Here is a 26,432-nt window from a genome sequence, read left to right on the forward strand (position 1 = left end):
GTAAACTGCGCGGCATTGCATCCCCGCGTCATTTTTCCTACGGTACTCCCATGACTTTCGCCTCCCTTGGCCTGATCGAACCCTTGCTGCGCTCCCTCGAGACGCTCGGCTACCAGACCCCGACGCCGGTGCAGGCGCAAGCCATTCCGGCGGTGCTGGCCGGTCGCGACCTGATGGCAGCGGCCCAGACCGGCACCGGTAAAACTGCCGGTTTCGCCTTGCCGCTGTTGCAGCTGCTGGCCATGGAAGGGCCGAAAGTCACCGCCAATTCGGCGCGTGCGCTGATTCTGGTACCGACCCGCGAGCTGGCCGAGCAGGTCCATGAAGCCGTGCGCCAGTACGCAGAAAACCTGCCATTGCGCACTTATGCGGTGTACGGCGGAGTCAGCATCAACCCGCAGATGATGAAGCTGCGCGGCGGCGTCGATGTGCTGGTCGCCACACCCGGTCGCTTGATCGACCTGTTCCGCCAGAACGCGCTGAAACTCAATCAGCTGCAAACGCTGGTGCTGGATGAAGCCGACCGTATGCTCGACCTGGGCTTCTCGGAAGAACTGGCGAACATTTACCGCATGCTGCCGAAAAAGCGCCAGACCCTGCTGTTCTCCGCGACCTTCTCCGATGACATCCGCCTGCTCGCCGGGCAGATGCTCAACGATCCTTTGAGCGTCGAAGTCAGCCCGCGCAACGTCGCTGCCAACACGGTCAAGCAGTGGATCGTCACCGTGGACAAAAAGCGCAAGGCCGAACTGTTCGTGCATTTGATGCGCAAGAACAAGTGGAAGCAGGTGCTGGTGTTCGCCAAGACCCGCAATGGCGTCGATGCGCTGGTGGAAAAACTTCAGGGCCTCGGTGTGAATGCTGACGGCATCCATGGCGACAAACCCCAGGCGACCCGCCAGCGCGCGCTGGACCGGTTCAAGCTCAGCGAAGTGCAGATTCTGGTGGCGACCGACGTCGCCGCTCGTGGTCTGGACATCGAAGACCTGCCGCTGGTGGTCAACTTCGACCTGCCGATCGTCGCCGAGGATTACATTCACCGCATCGGCCGCACTGGCCGCGCGGGTGCCACCGGTGAGGCAATTTCGCTGGTTTGTGCCGATGAAGTGAACATGCTCTCGGCAATCGAAATGCTCACGCGGCAGACCTTGAAGCGCCAGAACGAACCGGATTTCGAACCCGAGCACCGCGTGCCGGACACCGATGCCAGCGGTCAGGTGATCAAGAAGCCGAAGAAACCGAAAAAGCCGAAAGCCTCGGGTGGTGGCGGTGGTAAACGCAATCTGGGCAAGTGGGTCGACAGCGGCGAGACCTCGGCACCGGAGCCATCGATCAAACCGGTGCGCAAAGTGCCGGTGTTCAATACTGGACCGCGTAAGCGCAAGCCCTGAAAGCAGCTTCGAGCGTCCAGCTGCAAGCTGCAAGCTGCAAGTTAGAAGCGCTTTGCTTTGGCTTGCAGCTTGCGGCTCAGAACTGGCGGCTGCTTTTCAGCCACTGCACGATTCCCAGCCCTGCCGCGCGCCCGCTGGCGAAACACCCGGTCAGCAAGTAGCCGCCCGTCGGCGCTTCCCAGTCGAGCATCTCGCCGGCGCAAAACACCCCCGGCAACGCCTTGAGCATCAAGCGCTCATCCATCGCCTCGAACCTCACGCCTCCGGCGCTGCTGATCGCTTCGTCCAGCGGACGGGTTTTCACCAGGGTCAGCGGCAATGCCTTGATCGCTCGCGCCAAGCGAGCCGGATCAGCAAGCGTTTCGGCATCGGTTAGCTCACGCAACAACGCTGCTTTCACCCCGTCAATCCCGACCTGACTGTGCAGATGCTTGGCCATTGAGCGAGAGCCGCGCGGTTTGCTCAGCGCCGCCTGCAATTTATCCACAGGCCGGCCGGGTAGCAGGTCGATGTGGATAACCGCTGCGCCGTAGCGATTGATCGCCTCGCGTATCGGCGCCGATAGCGCATAGATCAGGCTGCCTTCAATGCCGGTCGCGGTGATCACGCATTCGCCCAGACGCGGGATATCGTCGTTCAGGCCGATGGCAATGTTTTTCACCGGCGCGCCGGCGAATTTGCTCACCATCAGCTCGCTCCAGGCCTGCACCTCGAAGCCGCAGTTGCTCGGCTGCAGCGGCGCCAGATCCACGCCGCGCTGCTCCAGCGGCAACATCCACGCGCCATCCGAGCCCAGGCGCGACCAACTGCCGCCGCCGAGTGCCAGCAGGGTGGCGTCGGGGTTTACGCTGATTTCGCCTTCTGGGCTGGCGATGCGCAATGCCCCATTTGCGTCCCAGCCGAGCCAGCGATGGCGGGTGTGGATAACCACGCCGCTGTCGCGCAGGCGCTTGAGCCAGGCGCGCAATAGTGGGGCGGCTTTCATGTCGGTGGGGAATACGCGGCCGGAACTGCCGATGAAGGTTTCGATGCCTAGACCGTGAATCCACTGGCGCAGCGCATCGGCATCGAACGCGCGCAGCAGCGGGGCGATGTGCGATGCGCGCTCAGCGTAGCGGGAGAGGAACGCCGGGTAGGCTTCGGAGTGGGTGATGTTCATGCCGCCGACACCGGCCAGGAGGAATTTGCGCCCGACCGAGGGCATGCCGTCATACACGTCGACGCGGATTCCGGCCTGGCTCAGCACTTCGGCGGCCATCAGGCCGGCGGGGCCACCGCCGATAATGGCGACGTGGGTGTTGGCGGGAGCGGAATTCTGGGTCATGGGCGTGCGCTGCGGTATGGCGGGACAAGGCGCGCATTCTAACAGCGCTGAACCCTGTGGGAGACCCCATGTGGGAGCGAGCCTGCTCGCGAACGCGGTCTGTCAGTCAATTAGATGTTGTGGGTGCTAAAGCTTTCGCGAGCAGGCTCGCTCCCACAGGGACGGCGGTGTATTTCGGCGCTGGTTAAAAAATAAACACTGCGCTGTACGCCACGCCTAGCATGGCCTGCAGTCCCTTTCGCTCAGGTTATCCACAGGCAGTTCCACAGCGATTGTGGGTAACGCAGCACGTTTCAGTGACAACCGTGTGAATCCCATACTCGTTGCGCGCTGTGATGGAGGATGCCGTGGCGGCGGGCGAGGGCGTGGCGGTCCTTGCTGTAGCCGCCGCCGATCACCCCGACCACCGGGATGTCGCGGCCCAGGCAATGGCGCATCACCCGTTCATCGCGCTCGGCTACGCCCTCGTCGGTCAGTTGCAGATAACCGAGGGCATCGTCCTTGTGCACATCAACGCCGGCGTCGTAGAGCACCAGATCCGGTTGATACAACGGCAACAGGTAGTTGAGCGTGTCATCGACCACCTGCAGATAATCGGCATCGCCCATGCCCTTGGGCAGTGGAATGTCCCAGTCACTTTCGGCTTTGCGCGCGGGAAAATTCTTTTCGCAGTGCAGGGAAACGGTAATCGCCTCCGGCGTGTCGTGCAGAATCCGCGCGGTGCCGTCGCCCTGATGCACGTCGCAATCGAAAATCAGCACGCGATTGACCCGGCCGCTCTGCAACAGGTACTGGCTGATGATCGCCAGGTCATTGAAGATGCAGAACCCGGCGGGGTAATCGTAGTGAGCGTGATGGGTGCCGCCGGCCAAGTGACAGGCCAGGCCATGCTCAAGGGCTTTCTCTGCCGCCAGGATCGAGCCGCCCACCGCGCGCACGGTGCGTCGCGCCAGCGCCTCGTTCCACGGCAGGCCGAGGCGCCGTTGGTCTTCGCGAGACAACTCGCCGCTCATGTAGCGTTCGATATAGCTGCGGTCATGGGCGAGGGCGAGGATGTCGTTAGGGCAGATCTGCGGGCGCAGCAGATCGGCGTCGCGGGTCAGGCCGCTGTCGACCAGGTGATCGCGCAGCAGCCGAAACTTGTCCATGGGAAAGCGGTGATCCGCGGGAAACTCGGGGCTGTAGTCTTCGTGATAGATCAACGGCAAGGGCATGGCTTGTTTCGCGCAGAACCAGGAAAAGAATGAACGATCCTACCAGCGATGTAGACTCAACGGCATGGAAATGGAGGGGACGATGGAGCCGATACTGGAGCTGCAAAGCGCGCGGTTGTTGATGCGTCAGTGGCAGGACGAGGATTTACCGGCATTCGCCGCGATGTGCGCCGATCCGCAGGTGATGCGCTACTTTCCGGCGCCGTTGACCCGGCTCGAAAGTGCCGCATTGATCGGCCGCGTGCGCGGGCATTTTGCCGAGCACGGCTTTGGCCTGTGGGCGCTGGAGCGCAAGGACACGGGCGAATTCATCGGTTTCACCGGGTTGGGCGTGGTCGGCTTCGATGCGCCGTTTACACCGGCGGTGGAAATCGGCTGGCGTCTGGCCAAGGAACACTGGGGCCTGGGCTACGCCAGTGAAGCGGCGTGGACAGCTCTGCGCGCAGGCTTCGATCGTTTGAAACTGGCGGAAATCGTCTCGTTTACCGCCGAGCAGAATGCGCAGTCGGAGAAAGTCATGCAGGCGATCGGCATGCATCACGATCCGCAGGATGATTTCGATCACCCCAGGCTTGCGCTCGATCACCCGTTGCGCCGCCATGTTCTGTATCGCATCAGCCGCGAACAATGGCTGCAAACCTTGCATGAATAAGCCGACACGGACGTTTACAATGGCCGCCATCGTATTTGGCCCGTGCCAGAACCTGAATCGTCCGCCGCAGCCAAGACTGCGCGGCCATTGCTTTGTGTGAGGAGAGTCTGAATGAGCCAAGTGCTGGAAGATCTGGTCGATCTGTTGACCCTGGAGCCGATCGAAGAAAACCTGTTCCGCGGCCGCAGCCAGGATCTGGGGTTCCGCCAGTTGTTCGGCGGTCAGGTGCTCGGCCAGTCGCTGTCGGCGGCCAGTCAGACGGTGGAAGAGGCGCGCCATGTGCACTCGCTGCACGGTTATTTTCTGCGCCCGGGCGATGCCAAGTTGCCGGTGGTCTATTCGGTTGATCGCGTGCGTGATGGCGGCAGCTTCAGCACCCGCCGCGTGACGGCAATCCAGAAGGGCCACCCGATTTTCACGTGCAGCGCTTCGTTCCAGTACGACGAACAAGGCTTCGAGCATCAGGGCCAGATGCCCGTGGTGGTCGGCCCGGAAAACCTGCCGTCCGAACTGGAACTGACCCAGCAGCGTGCGCACCTGATTCCCGAGCACATGCGGGAAAAACTGCTGTGCCCGAAACCGATCGAAGTACGCCCGGTCACCGAAAAGGACCCGTACAACCCGCAACCGGCCGATCCGGTGAAATATGTGTGGTTCCGTGCCGACGGCGCACTGGCTGACATTCCGGCACTGCACAAATACCTGCTGGCGTACGCCTCGGACTTCGGTCTGCTGACCACGTCGATGCTGCCCCACGGCAAGTCGGTCTGGCAGAAAGACATGCAGGTCGCCAGCCTCGATCACGCGCTTTGGTTCCACAATGATCTGCGCGCCGATGACTGGTTGCTCTACGCGATGGACAGCCCGTGGGCCGGCAACTCCCGTGGTTTTTCCCGTGGCAGCGTGTTCAACCGTGCCGGGCAACTGGTCGCTTCGGTGACGCAGGAAGGCCTGATCCGCCATCGCAAGGACTGGGCATGAGCCTGACCGAGGTTCGTCATTGGGTGTTCGACATGGACGGCACGCTGACCGTCGCCGTGCATGACTTTGCGGCGATTCGCGTGGCCTTGGCGATTCCTCCGGAGGACGACATCCTCACACATCTCGCGGCATTGCCAGCGGATGAAGCAGCGGCCAAGCATGCCTGGTTGCTGGAACATGAACGCGATCTGGCGTTGGGATCGACGCCGGCCGCCGGTGCGGTGGAACTGGTGCGTGACCTGCATGCGCGCGGTTACCGCCTGGGCATTCTCACGCGCAATGCGCGGGAACTGGCGCACGTGACGCTGGAGGCGATCGGTCTGGCCGACTGCTTCGCGGTCGAGGATGTGCTGGGCCGCGACGAAGCGCCGCCAAAGCCGCATCCCGGCGGTTTGCTGAAACTGGCCGAGGCCTGGCAAGTGGCGGCCAGTGACATGGTGATGGTGGGTGATTACCGTTTTGATCTGGATTGCGGCCGAGCGGCGGGGGCGCGGACGGTGTTGGTGAACCTGCCGGATAACCCGTGGCCGGAGTTGACCGATTGGCATGCGAAGGATTGTGTTGAGTTGCGGCGGATGCTGTTTGCCTGACATCTTCGTCGCCTGAGCCGGCCCCTTCGCGAGCAAGCTCGCTCCCACATTGGATCTTCAGTGCACACATATTTTGTGCATGTCGTAGAGCTATGTGGGAGCGAGCCTGCTCGCGAAGGGGCCGGTGGATTCAGCAAAAAACTTACTGATCAAACAAAGCCTTCTGCCCCTCCGCCGAAGTCAGCATTCCATCCCCGTCATGCCCAACCCCGGGCACTTCAATCAGCCGCTGATTGACCCCCTCAGGATGGCGACGCAGCAAATAACCGAAATACAGCTTCCCGCGCATCAACCGGTAAGCCCCTTGCGCCTCGGCCGCGCAGCTCTTGTCCAGCGCCGGATGTTCCGGGTCGACGTCCTGCTGCCCGAGCAGATAAATCACCTCGCGTTTGACGTAAGCACTCTCAACCTGCAACGGCGTTTGCCCACCGGCATACACCGGCATGTCCGCCAGCCCGTACTTCCAGCGATTGAAGCCCGGGCATTGCGCGTGGTCGAACGCCACTGGCCGCTGCTCGTTGAAGTACGCATAGGACGAAGGATTGGCCACCACATAGCGCAAGCGAATGCCGTTGGCCTTGAGCGCCGGCTGATCCTTGGCCAGCAAGGCGTAACGCTGCACCACCTGGCCCCCGCCGGAGTGACCGAAGATCACGATCTGCTTCACGTCCGGAAACTGTTTGCGATCGCTGACCCGCGCGACGATTTCATCCAGCGCCGCGTAGGAGCTCAGCGGATTCGGCCCGGTGGACAAGCCGCCGCCCATCCACTCGTTGCCCTGCCAGCGCAGTACCGTTGGCGGCAAGGAATACAGGGTGACGTCGCTTTCATTGAGAAACTGCGGAGCGATCACCAGCGTGTGCGCGGTCTGCCCGGCGAGTTCGGCGGCGCTTTCCGCGCTTTTGCGGTAGGTCTCGGCGTTGCGCAGGCGACCGTGAATGACGATCAGCACCCGCTCGATCTTCTCCGGTGCCGGGCCGATGCCCACCGCCATTTCCCCGGCCTTGAGTTGCAGGCGACCGGGGCTGATCGCATCGACGCCGGCCGCTTGCGCAGTGCCGGCGATGAACAGTAACGCCACAAGCCATTTATGCATTTACAAGGTTTTCGCCGCGAAGGTGTCGCACTGGCTTACCTGGCCTTGCGCGAATCCGGTTTTGAACCAGCGCACCCTTTGCGCTGACGTACCGTGGGTAAACGAGTCCGGCACCACACGGCCCTGACCCTGTTGCTGCAGGCGATCATCGCCGATGGCGTTGGCAGCGTTCAAGGCTTCCTCGATGTCGCCCGGTTCCAGCCAGTTCAGGCGTTTCTGCGCGTTATACGCCCAGACGCCGGCGAGACAGTCGGCCTGCAATTCCTGGCGAACCAGCAAGCCGCCGTCGCCCTCCATCTGCCGGCCTTGCTGACGCGCCGCCTGCATCTTCGCCGAGACGCCCAGCAGCGTCTGTACATGGTGGCCGACTTCGTGCGCAATCACATAAGCCTGAGCGAAATCGCCGGCGGCTTTGAAGCGCTGCGACATTTCCTGGAAGAAGGCCATGTCCAGATAGACCTTCTGGTCGGCCGGGCAGTAGAACGGGCCGGTGGCAGAAGTGGCCATGCCGCACGCCGAGTTTACCCGGTTGCTGAACAGCACCAGTGTCGGGTCTTTGTATTGGCGTCCGGCCTGCTGGAAGATCGGACCCCAGGTGTCTTCGGTGTCGCCGAGGATCGAACGGACAAATTCGGCCTGTTCATCATTGGCCGGCGGCGCCTGACGGGTCTGCGAGGTGGGCGCCGGTTGCTCCATCTGCCCGGTCAACTGGCCGAGGATCTGCATCGGGTCCTGGCCGGTGAGCCAGCCGATGCCGACGATCAGCACGATGGCGGTCAGGCTCAGGCCCTTGCCGCCACCGAAGCGCATGCCGCCACCGCCGGCATCATCACCCCGGGCGTCGACGACGTTGTCACTGCGTCGGCCTTTTTTCCATAGCATGTGGGAATCCTCTTTTATTGCCGGTGATGAATCTGCTGGTGATGAGTGTTGCCGCTGTGTGAGTGTGGCGCCAGTCCGGTCGTCCGTCCATGCGCACGCGCCCACATGGTGCGGGCCTGGTATTGACGGTCGAGCGGGCCGTGAATTCAATCCCGAGTGGAATTTCTTCCGTCGAATTCATGAACCCGCTGTTTCGACGGCAGTCTGTGATGTTGCACACTGGCCGGACGCCGAAGTGGCGGGAATCTTGCCTCAAGGTTTTGCCTGGCGGCGGTTTCCCGGCGAAGAAGAGTGCAACCTGTGCGGTTGCTGAAAGCTCTGCCGACTATGATTGCCACAACGATTGCCGCCAGCGCGAACGCTCGCCCGGATTTTTTTTCAGAGATTGCCAATGACCGTCAGCACCCCGCTCTCCGGTGTCAACCAGCCCTTCAAGGGGATCCTGCTGATTGTCGTGGCGACGTTCCTGTTTTCCAGCCACGACGCCTTGTCGAAATACCTCTCCGGTTTTTATCCGATCGTGATGGTGGTGTGGGCGCGCTATGTGGTGCACACCTTGTTGATGGCAGGGATTTTCCTGCCGCAGTCCGGCTTGCGTGTTCTGCGCACCAAGAAGCCGTTATGGCAGCTCGCCCGTGCCCTGTGTCTGCTCGGCACCAGCCTGTTTTTCACTACGGCGCTGCTGTATATCCCGCTGGCCGAAGCCACGGCGGTCAACTTTCTCGCGCCAGTGTTGGTGACCGCATTGTCGGTGCCGCTGCTCAAGGAACGGGTCACGCGCGGGCAGTGGATTGCGGTGATCTGCGGTTTCATCGGCGTGCTGATCATCGTCCACCCGGGCGGCGAGCTGTTCACCCCGGCGATCCTGCTGCCGTTCTGCTCGGCGCTGTTCTTCTGCTTCTACCAGCTGCTGACGCGCAAGCTTGCCGAAGTGGACAGCCCGACCACCAGCAACTTCTTTGCCGGCCTGTGCAATACCCTGGTGATGAGCGCGCTGGTGCCGTTCTTCTGGCAAGTGCCGACGTTGACTCACGCCGCGCTGATGCTGGCGCTGGGCAGTTGCGGGATGACGGCGCATCTGTTCCTGACCCAGGCCTTCCGCCACGCCGCCCCAGCCTTGCTGGCGCCGTTCGGCTATTGCCAGATCGTCTTTGCCGGGTTGTTGGGCTGGCTGCTGTTCAATCACACCCCGAGCGGGTTGACAGTGATTGGTATCGCGGTGATCTGTTGCAGCGGATTGGCGGCAGCGTGGCAACAGAGCCGGCGCTGATCAGCAAACGCCTTGGGCCTTTGGGAGAACCTGTGGGAGCGAGCTTGCTCGCGAAAGCGGTGTGCCCGTCAGCCTGTTAGTTGGCTGACTTGACGCCTTCGCGAGCGAGCTCGCTCCCACAGGGTTGACGTGTGTAGCGGGATTATTCGCTGACAGTCGGAATCTTGCGCGGTGCCATGAAGTACATCCACGTCAGTGCGAGGAAGTACATCGCCGGGATCAGCGTGAACAGCACCGTGTAGTTGTTGTTGGTGACGGTGAGGATGTGGCCGACGATCTGGGTCATGAACATCCCGCCGATCGCCGCGCACATGCCGCCGAAGCCGAATACCGTGCTCATCATGTGCTTGGGCGTGTAGTCCATCACCAGGCTCCAGATGTTCGCGGTCCAGGCCTGATGCGCGCCGATTGCCAGCGAGATCGCCGCCACCGCCACCCACAGGTTCGCCGAGCCGGCGGCCATGACCACGCCGATGATGCAGCAGGCAAACAGCAGCATCGACAGCAGCCGCGCCTTGATCGAGTTCATGCCGCGACCGATCAGGAACGAGGACAGAATCCCGCCGCCGACACTGCCGAAGTCAGCCGTCACGTAAATGATGATCAGCGGAATACCCATCTGCGTCACGTTGATGCCGAGGTTGTATTGCTGATTGAGAAACGGCGGCAGCCAGTACAGATAGAACCAGAACACCGGCGCGGTCAGCGAGTAGGCGAGGGCGAAGGCCCAGGTGCCGCGCATGCGCAGGATCTTGCTGAACGGCACGCGGGCCTGTTCCGGTTCGACTTGCTGCTGGATGTAATCGAGCTCCGACTGTTTCACCGTCGGGTGATCTTCCGGATTGAAATACTTCAAGCCCCAGAACAGCAGCCAGATGCCGCCGAGTGCCGCCATGCACAGGAACGCCGCTTGCCAGCCCCACACATGCAGGACCAGAGGCAGCAGCATCGGCGTGAACATCGCGCCGACGTTGGTGCCGGCGTTGAAAATGCCGGTAGCGACTGCACGTTCACCGGCCGGGAACCACAGGCGCGTGGTCTTCACGCAGGCCGGATAGTTGGCCGCTTCCGTCAGGCCGAGGATAAAGCGGCAGACCATGAAGCCGACCGCTGAGGTCGCCAGGCCATGGGCGCCGGTCGACAGGCTCCAGAGCAGCACGGCGCAGAAGAACACGCGCTTGACGCCGACCCGGTCGATCAAACGTCCCTGCAGGACAAACCCGATCGCGTAGCCGACCTGAAACCAGAAGTTGATGTTGGCGTAGTCCATCGCCGTCCAGCTCATTTCCTTGGCGAGGATCGGCTGCATGACGCCGAGGGCGGCGCGGTCGATGTAGTTGAGGGTGGTGGCAAAAAACACCAGCGCCAGCATGCCCCAGCGGGTCTTGCCGACGGCCATGGCGCCGCGGATCTTGTCGCCAATGCCACCCGTGGCAGTGCTCATGGCCGGAGCCATGCGGGAAGTCTGTGAAGGAATCATGTGTTCCACCCGTTTTTGGATTTGTTATTTGGTGTTCTTTTCTGTCGAACACCTTGCCCGGTGGTTAGTGGCCGGACTCGATGTGCAACCGATGTTGGGCAGTGAACAAAAAATCGTCAATTCGCCAAATCGCCTTAGTGTTCGATAATCGCACGCAAAACTAACCGGGTAGTACACTTTAAATTGCTGCGCGCAGGGATGCAGCCAATAATTTGCTCATCCTATAAAAGCGGCGCGGCTCACGCAGCCGCCGTCTCCAAACGGGAGTTGAAACATGCAGCGTTCCATTGCCACCGTTTCCTTGAGCGGCACCCTGCCGGAAAAACTCGAAGCCATTGCCGCCGCCGGGTTCGACGGAGTGGAGATTTTCGAAAACGATCTCCTGTACTACGACGGCAGTCCCCGGGAAATCAAACAGATGTGCGCCGATCTCGGCATCGCCATCACCCTGTTTCAGCCGTTCCGTGACTTCGAAGGCTGCCGCCGCGATCGCCTGGCGCGCAATCTCGAGCGCGCCGAGCGCAAATTCGATCTGATGCAGGAACTTGGCACCGACCTGGTGCTGGTCTGCAGCAACGCCTCGCCGGACAGTGTCGGCGATCAACAAATCCTCGTCGATGATTTGCGCCTGCTGGCCGAACGCGCCGGCGCCCGTGGCTTGCGCATCGGTTACGAAGCGCTGGCGTGGGGCCGCCACGTCAATACTTATCAACAGGTCTGGGACATCGTCCGTCAGGCTGATCACCCCAACCTCGGCGTGCTGCTCGACAGCTTTCACACCCTGTCGCTGAAGGGCGATCCGAGTGCGATCGCCGATATCCCCGGCGACAAGATCTTCTTCGTGCAAATGGCCGACGCGCCGATCCTGGCCATGGATGTGCTGGAGTGGAGCCGGCATTTCCGCTGTTTCCCGGGGCAGGGCGAATTCGATCTGCCGGGTTTCCTCGCGCCGATCATCAAGAGTGGCTATACCGGGCCGTTGTCGCTGGAAATCTTCAACGACGGCTTCCGCGCCGCGCCGCCACGGGCCAACGCCGCCGACGGTTTGCGCTCGCTGCTGTATCTGGAAGAGAAGACCCGTCAGCGTCTCGAGCAGGAAGCGACGCCGGTGGCCAACCGTGAAATTCTTTTCGAAACGCCGCCGGCCAGCGAATACAACGGTGTGGAATTTCTCGAGTTTGCCGTCGACGAAGCGCTGGGCGCGAAGCTCAGTCACTGGCTGCAACGCCTCGGTTTTGCCAAGGCTGGCCAGCATCGGTCCAAGAGTGTCAGCCTGCTGCGTCAGGGCGATATCAACCTTATCCTCAACTCCGAGCCGTATTCGTTCGCCCACAGCTTTTTCGAAGCCCACGGCCCGTCGCTGTGCGCCACGGCCGTGCGGGTCAAGGACAGCGCCAGTGCGCTGGCCCGCGCCGTCGCTTACAAGGGGCAGCCCTATCGCGGGCTGGTCGGGCCGAATGAACTGGAACTGGCGGCGGTGCGCGCACCGGACGGCAGCCTGATTTATCTGGTCGATGAAGACGCCGACGTTTACGGCACCGATTTCAATCTGTTGCCCGACGTGCAGACCGGCGGCGGCCTCAAGCGTATCGATCACATGGCCATGGCGTTGCCGGCGGACAGCCTCGACAGTTGGGTGCTGTTTTACAAAAGCCTGCTGGATTTCGAAGCCGACGATGAGGTGGTCTTGCCCGATCCGTACGGCCTGGTGAAGAGCCGCGCACTGCGCAGTCGCGACAGTTCGATCCGTTTGCCGCTGAACATTTCCGAGAACCGCAATACCGCCATTTCTCATGCGCTATCGAGTTATCGCGGCTCCGGTGTGCACCACATTGCCTTCGATTGTGACGACATCTTCGCCCAGGTCAGTCGCGCCAAAGGAGCCGGCGTGCCACTGCTCGACATCCCGCTGAACTATTACGACGACCTCGCGGCGCGCTTCGATTTCGACGATGAGTTTCTCAGCGAGCTGGCCTATTACAACGTCCTCTACGACCGTGATGCCCAGGGCGGCGAGTTGTTTCATGTTTACACCGAGCCGTTCGAGGGACGTTTCTTCTTCGAGATCATCCAGCGCAAGAACGGTTACGCCGGTTATGGCGCGGCCAACGTTGCCGTCAGGCTGGCGGCGATGGCTAAATCGCGCAGTGGCGCGGTGCGTCAGGCGAAGTTGTAGGGAATTCGTAAACGCGGGATCAAACACGGGCTGCGCGGCTTCCTTCACTGTCCCGCGCGGCCCATAATCGCCAGCTTGTGCAGTGATGGCCGTGAGCCCGCGATGACCATGAATTCAGAACTTTCCGCCGCTGCTGTCGAGTCCGACGCAGTGCCGCGCAAGAGTCGCAAGAACAACCCGGAAAAGACCCGCGAGAACATCCTGCAGGAGGCGATCGTCGAGTTCGTCCAGCAGGGCCTGTCCGGCGCCCGCGTCGACGCGATCGCCGAGCGCATTCACACCTCCAAGCGCATGATCTATTACTACTTCGGCAGCAAGGAGCAGTTGTATGTCGAGGTGCTGGAGAAACTTTACGGCGATATCCGCAGCACGGAAAACCGCCTGCATCTGGACGAATTGCCGCCCGAACTGGCGATCCGCCGACTGGTGGAATTCACCTTCGATCACCATGACCGCAACGTCGATTTCGTGCGCATCGTCAGCATCGAAAACATCCACAACGCCGAATACGTGAAGCGTTCCGATGCGATCAAGGCGCTGAACAACACGATCCTCGATACCTTGGGCGGGATTCTGCAACGGGGGGCGGACGAGGGTGTGTTCCGGCGTGGCATCGATGCGCTGGACGTGCACCTGCTGATCAGTTCGTTCTGCTTCTATCGCGTGTCGAACCGCCACACGCTGGGGGAAATCTTCCAGATCGACCTGCCGGATGAAACCATCAAACAGCGTCATCGCGAGATGATCTGCGAGTCGGTGTTGCGCTACCTGAAGGCCTGACTCGATGTCCCCTGTGGGAGCGAGCCTGCTCGCGAAAGCGGTGTGTCAGTCGCCATGTTCGTTGACTGACCCAACGCCTTCGCGAGCAGGCTCGCTCCCACAAGAGTTACCCTATTGTTCAGGCATTCATGCTCTGAAAATGCTCAAGCATGCGCTGCGCATCCGCCGCCACGCCGCTGAACAGTTCAAAGGCCTTTACCGCCTGAAACACCGCCATGTTGCCGCCATCCAGCGTGCGGCAACCCAAGGCACGGGCGTCGCGCAGCAGTTCGGTTTCCAGCGGGAAATACACGATCTCCGCGACCCACATTGCCTGGCGCAATAACCCGGCGGGCACCGGTGAACCCGGCAGCTTGGCCATGCCCATCGGCGTGGTGTTGACCAGACCCTCGGCCTGCGCCAGTGCCCCGGGCAAATCCAGTCCGGCCTGCGCGCGACCGGGGCCGAAATGTTGATTCAGGTTGTTCGCCAGGCTCTCGGCACGCTCGCGGTCGACATCAAAAATCGTCAATTGCCGTACGCCTTCACTGAGCAGCGCGTGGGCCACCGCCGCGCCAGCGCCACCGGCGCCCATCTGGACGACACGTTCACGGGCAGCGTCCGTCAGACCCCGGCGAAAACCCTCGGCGAAACCGAGACAATCGGTGTTGTGGCCGACGCGCTTGCCGTCCTTCAGCACCACGGTGTTTACCGCGCCGATGCCCCGGGCTTCCGGCGACAATTCGTCGAGCAGCGGGATGACGGCCTGTTTGCACGGGAAGGTGATGTTCAGCCCGGTGTAATTCATCCGCTCCGCCGCTTGCAGCAAGTCGGGCAGAGCCGTGCTGTCGAGACGCAATTGATCGAGGTCGATAAGCTGATACAGATAACGCAGGCCCTGCGCATCACCCTCGTGTTCGTGCAGTGCCGGCGTGCGCGAAGCCTGAATTCCCGCGCCGATCAGCCCGGCGAGTATCACTCTGGAACGTGACATGGCCTTCACCCCCGCAACCGCTGACTGAAATGCTCCAGCGCCAGGCGATAGCCATGGCTGCCGAACCCGCACATCACCGCCGTGGCAATGCCGGAAACAAACGAGTGATGACGGAACGGCTCGCGGGCATGCACGTTGGACAGGTGCACCTCGATCACCGGCAACTCACTGGCAACCAAGGCATCGCGAATCGCCACGGACGTATGCGTCCACGCCGCCGGATTGATCAAGATCCCGGCACAACGACCGCGCGCGGCGTGAATCCAGTCGAGCAGCTCGCCTTCATGATTGGTCTGGCGAAATTCTACGTTCAGGCCGAACTCGTCAGCCGCGCGACCACACAGCGCGGAAATATCCGCCAGGGTTTCATGACCATAAGTCGCCGGCTCACGCGTGCCGAGCAGGTTCAGGTTCGGGCCGTTAAGCACCAGAACGATAGGGGACATGGGGTAACTCCACTTATTGTTTTTGGCATCGGCCGAGAGGGTTCAGCCTGTGGAGGTAAAATGTACTAGATGGTTACATCGGTCAATTGGCGGGAAATGACCAAGGCGTTTTGTGTTCGGTGATCGCACGGATCAAAAGATTCCCACAAAAAAGCCGTCAATCACGACGGCTTTTCCGTATCAGCTACAGGCAATCAACGCCGGGTCAGCAGCACACCGGATTCCATGTGATGAGTCCACGGGAACTGGTCGAACAATGCGCACTTGGTAATGCGGTGGGTGTCATGCAACTGGGCGATGTTGGCCGCCAGGGTGTCCGGGTTGCAGGAGATGTAGAGGATGTTGTCGAAGCGCCGGGTCAGTTCGCAGGTGTCCGGGTCCATGCCGGCGCGCGGCGGATCGACGAAGACGCTGCCGAATTCGTAGCTCTTCAGATCGATGCCGTGCAGGCGACGGAACGGGCGCACTTCGTTGAGCGCTTCGGTCAGCTCCTCGGCGGACAAGCGCACCAGCGTGACGTTATCCACCGCGTTTTCGCTGAGATTGCTCAAGGCAGCGTTGACCGACGTCTTGCTGATTTCGGTGGCGAGCACTTTGCGCACGCGAGTCGCCAGCGGCAGGGTGAAGTTGCCGTTGCCGCAGTACAACTCGAGCAGATCGTCGCTGCGATCGCCCAAGGCTTCGTATGCCCAGTTGAGCATCTTCTGGTTCACCGTGCCGTTGGGCTGGGTGAACGCGCCTTCGGGCTGGCGATAGCTGAAGGTGCGGCCGCCGACTTCGAGTTTCTCGACGACATAGTCCTGACCGAGCACTTCGCGCTTGCCCTTGGAGCGGCCGATGATGCTCACGCCGAGATCGGCCGACAACTGAGTGGCTGCCGCGTGCCAGTGCTCGTCCAGCGGCCGGTGATAGCACAGGGTGATCATCGCGTCGCCGGCCAGCGTGGTCAGGAATTCGACCTGGAACAGCTTGTGGCTCAGCGCCGAACTGGCCTGCCACGCAGCCTTCAACTGCGGCATCAACTGGTTGATGCGCAGGCTGGCAATCGGGAATTGCTCGATGAGGATCGGCGTGCGCTTGTCGTCCTGAGAGAACATCGCGTAATGCCGTTCGCCGCCCTCGCGCCACAGGCGGAATTCGGCGCGCAGGCGGAAGTTCTGCAACGGCGAATCAAACACCGTCGGCGCGGGTGCATCGAACGGCGCCAGCAGATCACGCAAGCGCGTGACCTTGGCTTCGAGTTGTTCGGCGTAGGCTTGGGAATCGAAACTCATGCGTTGAACCAACCCAACTTGATCACAAACAGAATCGACAGAATCACCAGTGCCGGGTTCAGCTCACGGGCACGGCCGGACAGCAGCTTGATGGCGGTCCAGGCGATGAAGCCGAAGGCGATGCCGTTGGCGATCGAATAGGTGAACGGCATGGCCAGTGCGGTAACCACAACCGGCGCAGCCACGGTGATGTCGTCCCAGTCTATTTCCGCCAGGCCGGATGTCATCAGCACGGCGACGAACAGCAGCGCTGGCGCAGTGGCGAACGCCGGAACGCTGGCCGCCAGGGGCGAGAAGAACAGCGCCAGCAGGAACAGGATTGCCACGACGATGGCGGTCAGGCCCGTGCGGCCACCGGCACTGACGCCGGCTGCGGATTCGATGTAGCTGGTGGTGGTCGACGTGCCCAGCAGCGAGCCGGCCATGGCCGCCGTACTGTCGGCGATCAGCGCGCGACCCATTTTCGGCATGTGGCCGTCCTTGCCCATCAGGCCGGCGCGCTTGGCGACGCCGATCAGGGTCCCGGAGTTGTCGAACAGGTCGACGAACAGGAAAGCGAAAATCACGCTGACCAGACCGATGTCCAGTGCGCCTTTGATGTCCAGTTGCAGGAAGGTCGGCGCCAGCGACGGCGGCATCGACAGGATGCCGCCGAACTTGGTGACATTCAGCGCGATCGAGGCGATGGTCACAGCGAGAATGCCGATCAGCACCGCGCCGCGCACTTTCAGCGCTTCGAGGGCGACGATCACCGCGAAGCCGATTGTCGCAAGGATCGGTGCCGGTTTGGTCAGATCACCGAGGCCGACCATGGTCGCCGAATTGCCAACCACGATTTCCGCGTTGTGCAAGGCAATCAATGCCAGGAACAGGCCGATACCGGCGGCGATTGCCGAGCGCAGTGGCAGCGGGATGGCGTTGATGATCCATTCACGGATGCGGAAGATCGACAGCAGGAAAAACAGCACGGCGGAAATGAACACCGCACCCAGCGCCACTTGCCAGGTGTGGCCCATGTGCAGAACCACGGTGTAGGTAAAGAAGGCGTTCAGGCCCATGCCCGGAGCGAGGGCGATCGGGTAGTTGGCGATCAGGCCCATCACGGTCGAGCCGATGGCAGCCGCCAGACAGGTGGCGACGAAGATCGCGCCCTTGTCCATGCCGGTCTCGCCGAGGATGCTCGGGTTGACGAACAGAATGTAAGCCATGGCCAGGAAAGTCGTGACGCCCGCGAGAATTTCGGTGCGCACGTTGGTGTTGTGTGCCTTGAGTTGAAACAGCCTTTCCAGCATGTCTGCTCCCCGTGGCGCGCGTGGCGCCGTGAATGTATCGACCTCAACAGCAAAGCACAGACCGTCGCAAGCGCCTGGAAAATTGTCGTGGGCCGGAAAAAGCCGCGCATCATACCAGCCGCGTGAGGAATTTGGCGGATGTTGGTGTCGATCGTCGGCGAAGTTTTGCGCAGCCGATAACTGCGCCATACTGCGCGCTGATTTTTTGGAGTGGGCATGCATGGGCAACGGCGGGATGAAGATTTTCGGATGGATTGCAGCGCTAGTGGCGGCAGTCCCGGCTTTGGCAGCTTCTGCGCCGCCGTTGACCCAAGTGAAGGTGATCAAAGTGCAGTCGCCGTCGTGCGGCCTGGAAGATATCGCCGATAACCAGCCGCAAACCCAATGCGATCACAGCGGGCCGAATATCAAGGTCTACGTGCTGGAAGTCGGCTATGGCCAGAACCAGCCACACGTGACGCTGGATGGCTTCGAGGTCAACGGCACACGAGGCCCGGTGTGTGCCTTCGATAGTGGCAATCTCACCGAATGTACCCCAGGCAGCAAAACCGTCGGTTCTCTGTATACCTTCGATCTGGCCGGCAAACAGCAAGGCACCTTCAGCTTCAGCAACACCTCGATCAACGCTCCGCGCAACACGCTCTCGGCTCAGCTTTACATCAAGTAACGGCTGTCTGCGAACAGGCTGGGACAAAGCTGACTACGCTTTACAGACTACCCAGCGGAAAGCACCCATGACTTCCAGAGCCCTGATTGCCCTCGCCGAGGGCATCGATGATTTGCAAAGCGTGACCCTGATCGACGTACTGCGCCGCGCCGGCATCGAAGTGGTCGCCGCCAGCATCGAAGGCCGACGCATGCTGACCTGCGCTCGCGGCACCCGGTTGACTGCCGACGGCATGCTCGTCGATGTACTGGCACAGAGCTTCGACCTGATCGTCCTGCCGGGCGGCGACGTCGGTTCCCGGCATCTGGCGGTGCATCAGCCCTTGCAGCAGTTGCTCAAGGACCAAGCCAGCGCCGGCCGCCTGTTCGCTGCCATCGGCGAAGCCCCAGCCACCGCCCTTCAGGCATCAGGCGTGCTGCGCCAGCGACGCATGACCTGCCTGCCCGGCGCCAGCCACCAACTATCAGGCTGTACGTTTGTTGATCAACCGGTGGTGGTCGACGGCAACTGCATCACCGCCCAAGGCTCGGGCGCGGCACTGGAATTTGCCCTGACCCTGGTTGAGCAGCTTGGCGGCAAGGCGTTGCGGGCGAGGGTGGCGGGGGAGTTGATGGCCTGACGGGTCAGCCGTGGGCTGCGAGGGGTTCTATCATTGGTTGCTCACGGTGCTCCGCTTGCCAAAGATCGTAGTCGGTTTGGACGCCTAGCCAAACGCGCGCCTTGCCGATCCCTGCACGCTCAAGTCGTACTGCCAGATCCGGGCTGATTGGCGCGTGTCCGTGCAGTACGCGCGAAAGATGCGGGCGTGCAAAGCCAAGGTGCCGGGCCAATTCGCTCACGCTGATACCAAGCTCGGGCAAGACATCCAGCAGCAGGGTTTCACCGGGGTGTGGCGGGTTGTGCATGGGCATGAGCCTGCCTCCTGTCAGTGGTAGTCCAGATAATCGACCAATTCGATATCCGAACCGACAAAACGAAAGATCACTCGCCAGTTGCCTGAAACGCTGAGCGACCAGTATTCACTCAGCTCGCCTTTCAACGGATGCAGGCGCCAGCCCGGCAAGTCCAGATCGCCGGGAAGTGTCGCTCGATCCATGAACTGCAACATGCGCGACAGCCGTTTTGCATGGTCGGCACGAATTCCACGAGTCGTACCTGTTTCATAGAAGCCACGAAGGCCTTTGTGCTGAAAGGATTTGATCATGGCGGCGAGTGTAAGGCGATACATTACACTCAGTGCGGTAACTATGTACCGCACGTTGTCGCTTGATATGTGCTGAGCAGGTGCGTTTTTTCCAAAAACCTCAGACCTTCTCTTCCACCGGCACATGCATCCGATCCCGATTCGCCAACGTCGGAAACAGTTTGATCCACGTCCCCGTCACCACCAGCGTGCCGATCCCGCCCATGACCACCGCCGGCACGGTGCCGAACCAGTGGGCGGTGAGGCCGGACTCGAATTCGCCCAACTGGTTTGATGCGCCGATGAATAGCCCGTTGACTGCGCTGACCCGGCCGCGCATTTCGTCGGGGGTTTCCAGCTGTACGAACGAGGCGCGGATGACCATGCTGATCATGTCCGCCGCGCCGAGCACCACCAGCACCGCCAGCGAGAACCAGAACGAGGTCGACAGGCCGAAAGCGATGGTAGCGACGCCGAAGATGCCAACGGCGGTGAACATCACCCGGCCGACATTGCGTTCCACGGCAAACCGCGCCAGAAACAGCGACATCAGCAACGCACCCACCGCCGGCGCTGAGCGCAACAGGCCAAGACCCCACGGGCCGGTCAGCAGAATGTCCTTGGCGAACACCGGCAGCAGCGCCGTGGCGCCGCCCAGCAACACGGCAAACAGGTCCAGCGAGATCGCGCCGAGGATGTCCGGACGGCTGCGGATAAAGCGAATCCCCGCCAGCAGCGAGTCCAGCGTGGCTTTGCCTTTATTCAATGGCGTCTGGCGTGCTGGCAGGTTGAGCATCAGCGCGCAGGCGATCACATACAGCAGCACGGTCGGGCCGTAGACCCAGACGCTGCCGAACGCATAGAGCAAGCCGCCAAGTGCCGGGGCGACGATGGTCGCCGACTGTTGCGCTGATTGCGCGGCGGCAACTGCACGGGGGAAAAGTGCACTCGGAACGATGCTGGGCAGCAGCGCCTGGGTCGTTGGCATCTCGAACGAACGCGCCGCGCCGAGCAAAAAGGCGAGGATGAAAATCATCTCGCGAGTGACGTGATCGGTGGCACTGCCAATGGCCAGCGCCAAGGCGATCAGTGCCTGCAACGACTGACAGAGCGCGGCGACCTTGCGCCGATCGTAGCGATCAGCGACATGGCCGGTGTGCAGCATGAACAGCACGCGCGGAGCAAATTCCACCAGCCCGACCAGACCCAGATCCAGCACGTTGCCGGTCAGTTGATAGAGGTTCCAGCCAATCGCCACGGTGAGCATCTGAAACCCGCTGGCAGTGAATATCCGCGCCAGCCAGAAGGCCATGAACGGACGATGGTGACGTAACAGCAGGGGCTCTTGTATGGGCATCTGAAGGCAGGTCTTGGACGAGTGAACGGCGAGATTATCACCAGTCTGTAACAGGAAGTTGCTGCGAGAAACAATTCAGTTAGCCAGACATCGATCTCTCATGCTGACAATCAGCCCTGTGGTGAGGGGATTTATCCCCGTTGGGTCGCGCAGCGGCCCCAAAATCTCGAAACGACGACGACTGCTGCGCAGCCGGACGGGGATAAATCCCCTCGCCACAGGAGTGAGGCAACTTGCCACGCGGCAAACGACCACGCAGTTCATTGGCAAAAATGGGACTACTCTTTCAACGTTGCTTGATCCAGATCAAGACCGCATGCGGAACCGATCTGACGGCCAGTTGGCCAGACTCCCTACGTTGCGATGGTTGTAAAAAAAGAACGAATCCGAATTCGCCGCACTCCATATCCGTGGGGGCAGTGGTTGCAGGCCTCCGGGTCCGCTACCCGTACTACCTGACAGAGGAAGCCATATGTTCGGTTTAGAGGCTCTCGATCTCGCCCGAATTCAGTTCGCGTTCACCATCTCGTTCCACATTCTGTTCCCGGCCATCACCATCGGCCTGGCGAGTTACCTGGCGGTGCTCGAAGGCCTGTGGCTGAAAACCCGCAACGATACCTACCGTGACCTCTACCATTTCTGGTCGAAGATTTTTGCCGTCAACTTCGGCATGGGTGTGGTCTCCGGACTGGTCATGGCCTATCAGTTCGGCACCAACTGGAGTCGTTTCTCCGACTTCGCCGGCGCCGTCACCGGGCCGTTGCTGACTTATGAAGTGCTCACGGCGTTCTTCCTCGAGGCCGGTTTCCTCGGCGTCATGCTGTTCGGGTGGAACAAGGTCGGGCGCGGCCTGCACTTTTTCTCGACGGTGATGGTGGCGATCGGCACGCTGATTTCGACCTTCTGGATTCTCGCCTCCAACAGCTGGATGCAGACCCCGCAAGGTTTTGAAATCGTTAACGGCCAGGTGATTCCGACCGACTGGCTGGCCATTGTCTTCAACCCGTCATTCCCCTACCGCCTGATGCACATGGCGACTGCCGCATTCGTCGCGACGGCGTTTTTCGTCGGCTCTTCAGCGGCCTGGCACCTGCTGCGGGGCAGGGACAACCCGGCGATCCGCACCATGCTGTCGATGGCCATGTGGATGGCGTTGATCGTCGCGCCGATTCAAGCGGTGATCGGCGACTTCCACGGCCTCAATACGCTCAAGCATCAGCCGGCTAAAATCGCGGCGATCGAAGGCCACTGGGAAAACCATGGCGACGAAGCCACGCCGCTGATCCTGTTCGGCTGGCCGGACATGAAAGAAGAACGCACTAAGTTTGCCGTGGAGATTCCCTATCTCGGCAGCCTGATTCTCACGCACTCGCTGGACAAACAAGTGCCGGCGCTGAAGGAGTTTCCACCCGAAGACCGGCCGAATTCGACCATTGTGTTCTGGTCGTTCCGGATCATGGTCGGCCTCGGTTTCCTGATGATCTTCACCGGTCTGTGGAGCCTGTGGCTGCGCAAGCGTGACTCGCTGTACACCTCACGTCCGTTCCTGCATCTGGCCTTGTGGATGGGGCCGTCCGGGCTGATCGCGATTCTCGCCGGCTGGTTCACCACGGAAATCGGCCGTCAGCCGTGGGTGGTCTACGGCCTGATGCGCACTGCGGATGCTTCGTCCAACCACAGCTTCATGCAGATGAGCATCACCCTGATCATGTTCGTCGTGGTCTATTTCGCGCTGTTCGGCGCAGGTCTTGGCTACATGATGCGTCTGGTGCGCAAAGGGCCGAAGATCAGCGAAGGCAGCGACACGCCGGACGGTGGTCCAGGCAAGAAACGCACTCCGGCGCGTCCATTGTCCGCAGCCGACGATCCGGCCGAGGGCGAGCACGAAGACAACACTCGCTTGACCAAGGAGATTTGACTCATGGGTATTGATCTTCCGCTGATCTGGGCCGTGATCATCATCTTCGGCATCATGATGTACGTGGTCATGGACGGCTTCGACCTGGGCATCGGCATTCTCTTCCCGTTCGTGCCAGGCAAGACCGATCGCGACGTGATGATGAACACGGTCGCCCCTGTGTGGGACGGCAACGAGACCTGGCTGGTGCTGGGCGGCGCGGCGTTGTTCGGCGCATTCCCGCTGGCCTATTCGGTAGTGCTGTCGGCGCTGTACCTGCCGCTGATCTTCATGTTGATGGGCCTGATCTTCCGTGGCGTGGCTTTCGAGTTCCGCTTCAAGGCCAAGGATGAAAAACGGCATCTGTGGGACAAGGCATTCATCGGTGGTTCGATCGCGGCGACGTTCTTTCAGGGCGTGGCGCTCGGTGCGTTCATCGATGGTCTGCCGGTGGTCAATCGCCAGTTCGCCGGTGGTTCACTGGATTGGCTGACCCCGTTCACGCTGTTCTGCGGTGCGGCGCTGGTGGTGGCCTATGCCTTGCTCGGCTGTACTTGGCTGATCATGAAAACCGAAGGCAAGTTGCAGGAGCAGATGCATGACCTGGCGCGGCCGCTTGCGTTTGTTCTGTTGGCAGTGATCGGTATCGTTAGCCTGTGGACGCCACTGTCGCATCCGGAAATCGCCTCGCGCTGGTTCAGTATGCCGAACCTGTTCTGGTTCATGCCGGTGCCGATTCTGGTGCTGGTCACCTTGTACGGCCTGATCCGCGCGGTGGCACGCAATGCCAACTACACGCCGTTCCTGCTGACCCTGGTGCTGATCTTCCTCGGCTACAGCGGCCTGGGCATCAGCCTGTGGCCGAACATCGTGCCGCCGTCGATCTCGATCTGGGACGCCGCTGCGCCGCCGCAAAGTCAGGGCTTCATGCTGGTGGGCACGCTGTTCATCATCCCGTTCATCCTGGGTTACACCTTCTGGAGCTATTACGTGTTCCGCGGCAAGGTCACCCACGAAGACGGTTACCACTAAGCGAAACCCTGTGGGAGCGGGCTTGCCCGCGATGGCGTCGCCAGCGGCGCCATCAATTTTGAAGAGGTTTGAAGAAAATGACCGGCAAACATTCTCTGCACGACATTGAAGAAGCCGAAAAAAAGCCGCTGTGGCAGCGGCTCGGCTGGTTGGCCCTGATCTGGGTTGGCAGTGTCGGCGTGTTGTTCATCGCCGCCAGCCTGATGCGCATGTTCATGAATGCCGCAGGTTTGACCACTCACTGAGACATCCCGTCCCGGCGCCTTCGGATATGGACTCGCAACCCTCCTCACGGAGGGTTTTTTTATGCGCGAAATCTATTTGCGCGCCTTAAGGATGACGAATTTTGGCGTCGCCGCGACTTGCTCGACACCACGGAACAGGCGCGCCAGTTTGCTGTGATAGCCCAGATGCCGGTTGCCGACGATGTACAGCGCACCACCGACCACCAGCGCCTCGCGCGCCTGCTGGAACATGCGCCAGGCGAGGAAATCGCCGACCACCTGCTGCTGATGGAACGGTGGGTTGCACAGCACCACGTCCAGCGACTGTGGCGCCTGCCCGGCCAGACCATCGCCAGCGCGCACGATGACTTCGCGATCGCCCAATGCCGCGCGCCAGTTCTCGGCAGCCGATTGCACCGCCATCAACGATTCGTCGACCAGCGTGTAATGCGCATCCGGGTTCTGCAGGGCGCTGGCAATCGCCAGCACACCGTTGCCGCAACCGAGATCGGCGACCCGCGCGTTGCCAAGGTTCTTTGGCAGATGCGGGAGAAATGCGCGAGTGCCGATGTCCAGGCCTTCGCGGCAGAACACGTTGGCGTGGTTAAGCAGTTCGATCGCTGGTTCGTCGAGGCGATAGCGAGTCGGGTAGGGCGATGTGGCGAGCACTTTGGTTTCAGGCGTGGCGATCAGCAGTCGCGCCTTTTTTACCGCCAGCGATGCCTGCACCGGACCGACGTAGCGCTCCAGCAGATCGCCTGCGGCACGGGGCAGATGCTTGACCATGGCCGCCGCGATCACTTGCGCGCCGGGAGCGAGTTGCCCTTGCAGGCGGATCAACTGCTCTTCCAATAGCGCCAGGGTTTTGGGGACTCGGATCAGCACCCGATCAAACGGCCCGACCAAAGGCTCACTGGCCGGTATCGGGCGGATCGCGTCGAATGCCTGGCCATTGCGCAGCAGGTTCTTTTCCAGCCCGATAAAACCCAGGAACGAATCGCCGCTGCTGCTCACCTCGACCTTGCCCAGCAGACTGATCGCCAACGCCCCAAAGCTGTCATTGAGCACCAGCACGCGAGTGCTGCTTGCCGGTTGTTCGCTGGCGAGATAATTGAGCAGGTATTCGTCCGCCGCATCGAAGGCTTGCAGCGGTTCATTCTGCTGTTCGGGCTGGCGGATCAGGTCGAGTTGAGCGAAAGGCGTTTCGAGCAAAGGCATGGGGCGGGGACTCAGGATATTCGGCGGGTGTCCCGTTGCTGGCTGTCGTGCGACGGGATCCTACCGAGTGGACAGCGATGCAAGCAGGTTGCGTCATCACTCGGAGAGGCCGCAATGGTACGTTTTTTTGCGTGTAAATACATGCGGGATTGAGGCGCGTTACCCCTGGGTTATTCAGATGATTCCGGCACGGGCGGCCGCGATCACCGCAGAAATCTTGTTGCAGACGTTGAATTTCTCGATGACGTTTTGCACATGGTAGTTAACGGTGCGCTCGCTCAGGCTCAGGATCCGCGAAATATCGTGAGCGGTCTTGCCCACGGCGGACAATTTCATGATCTCCAACTCCCGAGACGATAGCCTGGGCCTGCTGGGCTTGGCCTGAACAGGAACGGTGCGGGCATACAGTTCGCTGAGGTGCCGGTTGGCGTAGAACAGATAACCATAATGCTCATACAGCTCGAGCGGGCTGATCGGGCAATGAGTACGCGCCAGGCTGATGATGCTGCACAAACCGCTGGCTTCGTCATGAAACGCTTGCGACCAGCCATGTTGCAGCCCGTTCTGTTTCAGCGCCTGCCACAGTTCGGGCGCGTCTGAAAACACGGTCTCCTCCCAAACGATCGGCAATATTGAGTGATTGCAGTGCGCTATTACCGGATCAATATTGCGGTAGTTCTGTTTTTTGTACTGGACGTTCCATTCTTTCGGATAGTTATTGATTTGCAAGGCGTTAAGATGCACTTCGCGATTCGGTGAGGTGACTGCGATTGCGCAGAAATTAAAGCCCAGGTTTTCGGCGAATCTCAGCAATATTGCGTAAGCTGATTCTATGCCCTTGGCAAATGTCAGTTGTTTCAATTGTGATTCCTTCCACGTTTCCATGAACTATCGCCTCCATAGCCTGATATCGGGGCGCCGAATGGATCCAAAAGATCCGGCACGAATCGAAGTGTAGGATCTTTCCTGCGAATCGCCTTACATTATTTCGAGATTGAAACTTTGATGTTTTTTATAAAGCGTTCTTAGCAAT

The 26,432-nt window shown here is 61.0% G+C and carries 26 protein-coding genes; 12 read left to right on the plus strand and 14 right to left on the minus strand.

What is annotated here, in order from left to right; all coding sequences use genetic code 11:
- The first annotated feature begins 50 nt into the window (after positions 1-50).
- Positions 51-1,391, plus strand: coding sequence for a DEAD/DEAH box helicase (locus ACMYUN_RS18590; protein ID WP_039761769.1), 1,341 nt, complete (start codon positions 51-53; stop codon positions 1,389-1,391).
- A 76-nt stretch (positions 1,392-1,467) separates the two neighbouring features.
- Here the strand turns inward: ACMYUN_RS18590 and ACMYUN_RS18595 are convergent, their stop codons facing one another.
- Both ACMYUN_RS18595 and ACMYUN_RS18600 read right to left on the minus strand, forming a co-directional pair.
- Positions 1,468-2,715, minus strand: a complete 1,248-nt coding sequence (locus ACMYUN_RS18595) for a TIGR03862 family flavoprotein (protein ID WP_415761353.1) — start codon at positions 2,713-2,715, stop codon at positions 1,468-1,470.
- A gap of 293 nt (positions 2,716-3,008) precedes the next feature.
- A complete protein-coding gene (locus tag ACMYUN_RS18600) occupies positions 3,009-3,929 on the minus strand; it encodes a histone deacetylase (RefSeq protein WP_039761766.1) in 921 nt (306 codons plus the stop codon).
- Positions 3,930-4,011: 82 nt separating this feature from the next.
- Here ACMYUN_RS18600 and ACMYUN_RS18605 point away from each other — a divergent pair, with 82 nt between their 5' ends.
- From ACMYUN_RS18605 to ACMYUN_RS18615, 3 genes are all read left to right on the plus strand, one after another.
- The gene (locus tag ACMYUN_RS18605) at positions 4,012-4,581 is read left to right on the plus strand and encodes a GNAT family N-acetyltransferase (protein ID WP_129999773.1); all 570 of its coding nucleotides are present in this window, start codon (positions 4,012-4,014) and stop codon (positions 4,579-4,581) included.
- Between the two features lie 111 nt (positions 4,582-4,692).
- Positions 4,693-5,562 (plus strand): acyl-CoA thioesterase II, encoded by an 870-nt coding sequence (gene tesB, locus ACMYUN_RS18610; RefSeq protein ID WP_042610543.1) that lies wholly within the window; start codon positions 4,693-4,695, stop codon positions 5,560-5,562.
- The gene (locus ACMYUN_RS18615; protein ID WP_415761355.1) at positions 5,559-6,152 is read left to right on the plus strand and encodes an HAD family hydrolase; all 594 of its coding nucleotides are present in this window, start codon (positions 5,559-5,561) and stop codon (positions 6,150-6,152) included. Before tesB ends, ACMYUN_RS18615 begins: the two co-directional genes overlap by 4 nt.
- A 142-nt stretch (positions 6,153-6,294) precedes the next feature.
- Here the strand turns inward: ACMYUN_RS18615 and ACMYUN_RS18620 are convergent, their stop codons facing one another.
- Together ACMYUN_RS18620 and ACMYUN_RS18625 are read right to left on the minus strand one after the other, a co-directional pair.
- On the minus strand, positions 6,295-7,248 hold the full coding sequence (locus ACMYUN_RS18620) for an alpha/beta fold hydrolase (RefSeq protein ID WP_024014418.1): 954 nt from the start codon (positions 7,246-7,248) through the stop codon (positions 6,295-6,297).
- Positions 7,249-8,130, minus strand: coding sequence for a neutral zinc metallopeptidase (locus tag ACMYUN_RS18625; RefSeq protein WP_039761760.1), 882 nt, complete (start codon positions 8,128-8,130; stop codon positions 7,249-7,251).
- Positions 8,131-8,521: 391 nt separating this feature from the next.
- On the opposite strand from ACMYUN_RS18625, the gene ACMYUN_RS18630 reads away from it, so the two are divergent.
- Positions 8,522-9,400: a DMT family transporter gene (locus tag ACMYUN_RS18630; protein ID WP_101160797.1), complete on the plus strand. Its 879-nt coding sequence runs from the start codon at positions 8,522-8,524 to the stop codon at positions 9,398-9,400.
- A 142-nt stretch (positions 9,401-9,542) separates the two neighbouring features.
- Here the strand turns inward: ACMYUN_RS18630 and ACMYUN_RS18635 are convergent, their stop codons facing one another.
- Entirely contained in the window at positions 9,543-10,880 is a 1,338-nt protein-coding gene (locus ACMYUN_RS18635; RefSeq protein WP_415761356.1) for an MFS transporter, read from the minus strand.
- Between the two features lie 274 nt (positions 10,881-11,154).
- On the opposite strand from ACMYUN_RS18635, the gene quiC reads away from it, so the two are divergent.
- Both quiC and ACMYUN_RS18645 read left to right on the plus strand, forming a co-directional pair.
- Complete coding sequence (gene quiC / locus ACMYUN_RS18640) at positions 11,155-13,056, plus strand: 3-dehydroshikimate dehydratase QuiC (protein ID WP_415761357.1); 1,902 nt, start codon at positions 11,155-11,157, stop codon at positions 13,054-13,056.
- A 102-nt stretch (positions 13,057-13,158) separates the two neighbouring features.
- Positions 13,159-13,836, plus strand: coding sequence for a TetR/AcrR family transcriptional regulator (locus tag ACMYUN_RS18645; RefSeq protein ID WP_039761757.1), 678 nt, complete (start codon positions 13,159-13,161; stop codon positions 13,834-13,836).
- A 118-nt stretch (positions 13,837-13,954) separates the two neighbouring features.
- On the opposite strand, the gene ACMYUN_RS18650 is transcribed toward ACMYUN_RS18645, so the two are convergent.
- The 4 genes from ACMYUN_RS18650 to ACMYUN_RS18665 form a co-directional block, all read right to left on the minus strand.
- Entirely contained in the window at positions 13,955-14,809 is an 855-nt protein-coding gene (locus ACMYUN_RS18650) for a shikimate dehydrogenase (protein ID WP_415761358.1), read from the minus strand.
- Positions 14,810-14,814: 5 nt separating this feature from the next.
- Positions 14,815-15,255 (minus strand): type II 3-dehydroquinate dehydratase, encoded by a 441-nt coding sequence (gene aroQ / locus ACMYUN_RS18655; RefSeq protein WP_415761359.1) that lies wholly within the window; start codon positions 15,253-15,255, stop codon positions 14,815-14,817.
- Positions 15,256-15,449: 194 nt separating this feature from the next.
- Positions 15,450-16,529, minus strand: a complete 1,080-nt coding sequence (trmA, locus tag ACMYUN_RS18660) for a tRNA (uridine(54)-C5)-methyltransferase TrmA (RefSeq protein WP_415761360.1) — start codon at positions 16,527-16,529, stop codon at positions 15,450-15,452.
- Positions 16,526-17,821 carry an NCS2 family permease gene (locus ACMYUN_RS18665; protein WP_039761753.1) on the minus strand — a complete coding sequence of 432 codons (1,296 nt, stop codon included), beginning with the start codon at positions 17,819-17,821 and terminating at the stop codon, positions 16,526-16,528. The genes trmA and ACMYUN_RS18665 overlap by 4 nt, the downstream gene beginning before the upstream one ends.
- Before the next feature lie 235 nt (positions 17,822-18,056).
- Between ACMYUN_RS18665 and ACMYUN_RS18670 the strand changes: the two genes are divergently transcribed.
- Together ACMYUN_RS18670 and ACMYUN_RS18675 are read left to right on the plus strand one after the other, a co-directional pair.
- The gene (locus tag ACMYUN_RS18670) at positions 18,057-18,488 is read left to right on the plus strand and encodes a DUF4879 domain-containing protein (RefSeq protein WP_415761361.1); all 432 of its coding nucleotides are present in this window, start codon (positions 18,057-18,059) and stop codon (positions 18,486-18,488) included.
- Positions 18,489-18,555: 67 nt separating this feature from the next.
- Positions 18,556-19,107 carry a DJ-1 family glyoxalase III gene (locus ACMYUN_RS18675; RefSeq protein WP_415761362.1) on the plus strand — a complete coding sequence of 184 codons (552 nt, stop codon included), beginning with the start codon at positions 18,556-18,558 and terminating at the stop codon, positions 19,105-19,107.
- 4 nt (positions 19,108-19,111) lie between these two features.
- On the opposite strand, the gene ACMYUN_RS18680 is transcribed toward ACMYUN_RS18675, so the two are convergent.
- The 3 genes from ACMYUN_RS18680 to ACMYUN_RS18690 all read right to left on the minus strand — a co-directional run bounded on the left by ACMYUN_RS18680 (position 19,112) and on the right by ACMYUN_RS18690 (position 21,028).
- Complete coding sequence (locus ACMYUN_RS18680; protein ID WP_016773085.1) at positions 19,112-19,399, minus strand: HigA family addiction module antitoxin; 288 nt, start codon at positions 19,397-19,399, stop codon at positions 19,112-19,114.
- Between the two features lie 14 nt (positions 19,400-19,413).
- Positions 19,414-19,692, minus strand: a complete 279-nt coding sequence (locus ACMYUN_RS18685) for a type II toxin-antitoxin system RelE/ParE family toxin (protein ID WP_038861219.1) — start codon at positions 19,690-19,692, stop codon at positions 19,414-19,416.
- Positions 19,693-19,792: 100 nt separating this feature from the next.
- The gene (locus tag ACMYUN_RS18690; RefSeq protein ID WP_150742272.1) at positions 19,793-21,028 is read right to left on the minus strand and encodes an MFS transporter; all 1,236 of its coding nucleotides are present in this window, start codon (positions 21,026-21,028) and stop codon (positions 19,793-19,795) included.
- A 472-nt stretch (positions 21,029-21,500) separates the two neighbouring features.
- Here ACMYUN_RS18690 and ACMYUN_RS18695 point away from each other — a divergent pair, with 472 nt between their 5' ends.
- The 3 genes from ACMYUN_RS18695 to ACMYUN_RS18705 all read left to right on the plus strand — a co-directional run bounded on the left by ACMYUN_RS18695 (position 21,501) and on the right by ACMYUN_RS18705 (position 24,202).
- Positions 21,501-22,946 carry a cytochrome ubiquinol oxidase subunit I gene (locus tag ACMYUN_RS18695; RefSeq protein ID WP_039761747.1) on the plus strand — a complete coding sequence of 482 codons (1,446 nt, stop codon included), beginning with the start codon at positions 21,501-21,503 and terminating at the stop codon, positions 22,944-22,946.
- Between the two features lie 3 nt (positions 22,947-22,949).
- Positions 22,950-23,957, plus strand: coding sequence for a cytochrome d ubiquinol oxidase subunit II (cydB, locus tag ACMYUN_RS18700; RefSeq protein ID WP_016773089.1), 1,008 nt, complete (start codon positions 22,950-22,952; stop codon positions 23,955-23,957).
- Between the two features lie 77 nt (positions 23,958-24,034).
- The gene (locus ACMYUN_RS18705) at positions 24,035-24,202 is read left to right on the plus strand and encodes a DUF2474 domain-containing protein (RefSeq protein ID WP_016773090.1); all 168 of its coding nucleotides are present in this window, start codon (positions 24,035-24,037) and stop codon (positions 24,200-24,202) included.
- 72 nt (positions 24,203-24,274) lie between these two features.
- Here the strand turns inward: ACMYUN_RS18705 and ACMYUN_RS18710 are convergent, their stop codons facing one another.
- Positions 24,275-25,399, minus strand: a complete 1,125-nt coding sequence (locus ACMYUN_RS18710; protein ID WP_415761364.1) for a methyltransferase — start codon at positions 25,397-25,399, stop codon at positions 24,275-24,277.
- Between the two features lie 174 nt (positions 25,400-25,573).
- Positions 25,574-26,284: an autoinducer binding domain-containing protein gene (locus ACMYUN_RS18715; RefSeq protein WP_415761365.1), complete on the minus strand. Its 711-nt coding sequence runs from the start codon at positions 26,282-26,284 to the stop codon at positions 25,574-25,576.
- Positions 26,285-26,432 lie beyond the last annotated feature (148 nt).

The sequence above is a fragment of the Pseudomonas sp. CP4 genome, from assembly GCF_047758505.1.
Classification (GTDB): Bacteria; Pseudomonadota; Gammaproteobacteria; order Pseudomonadales; family Pseudomonadaceae; genus Aquipseudomonas; species Aquipseudomonas fluorescens_AO.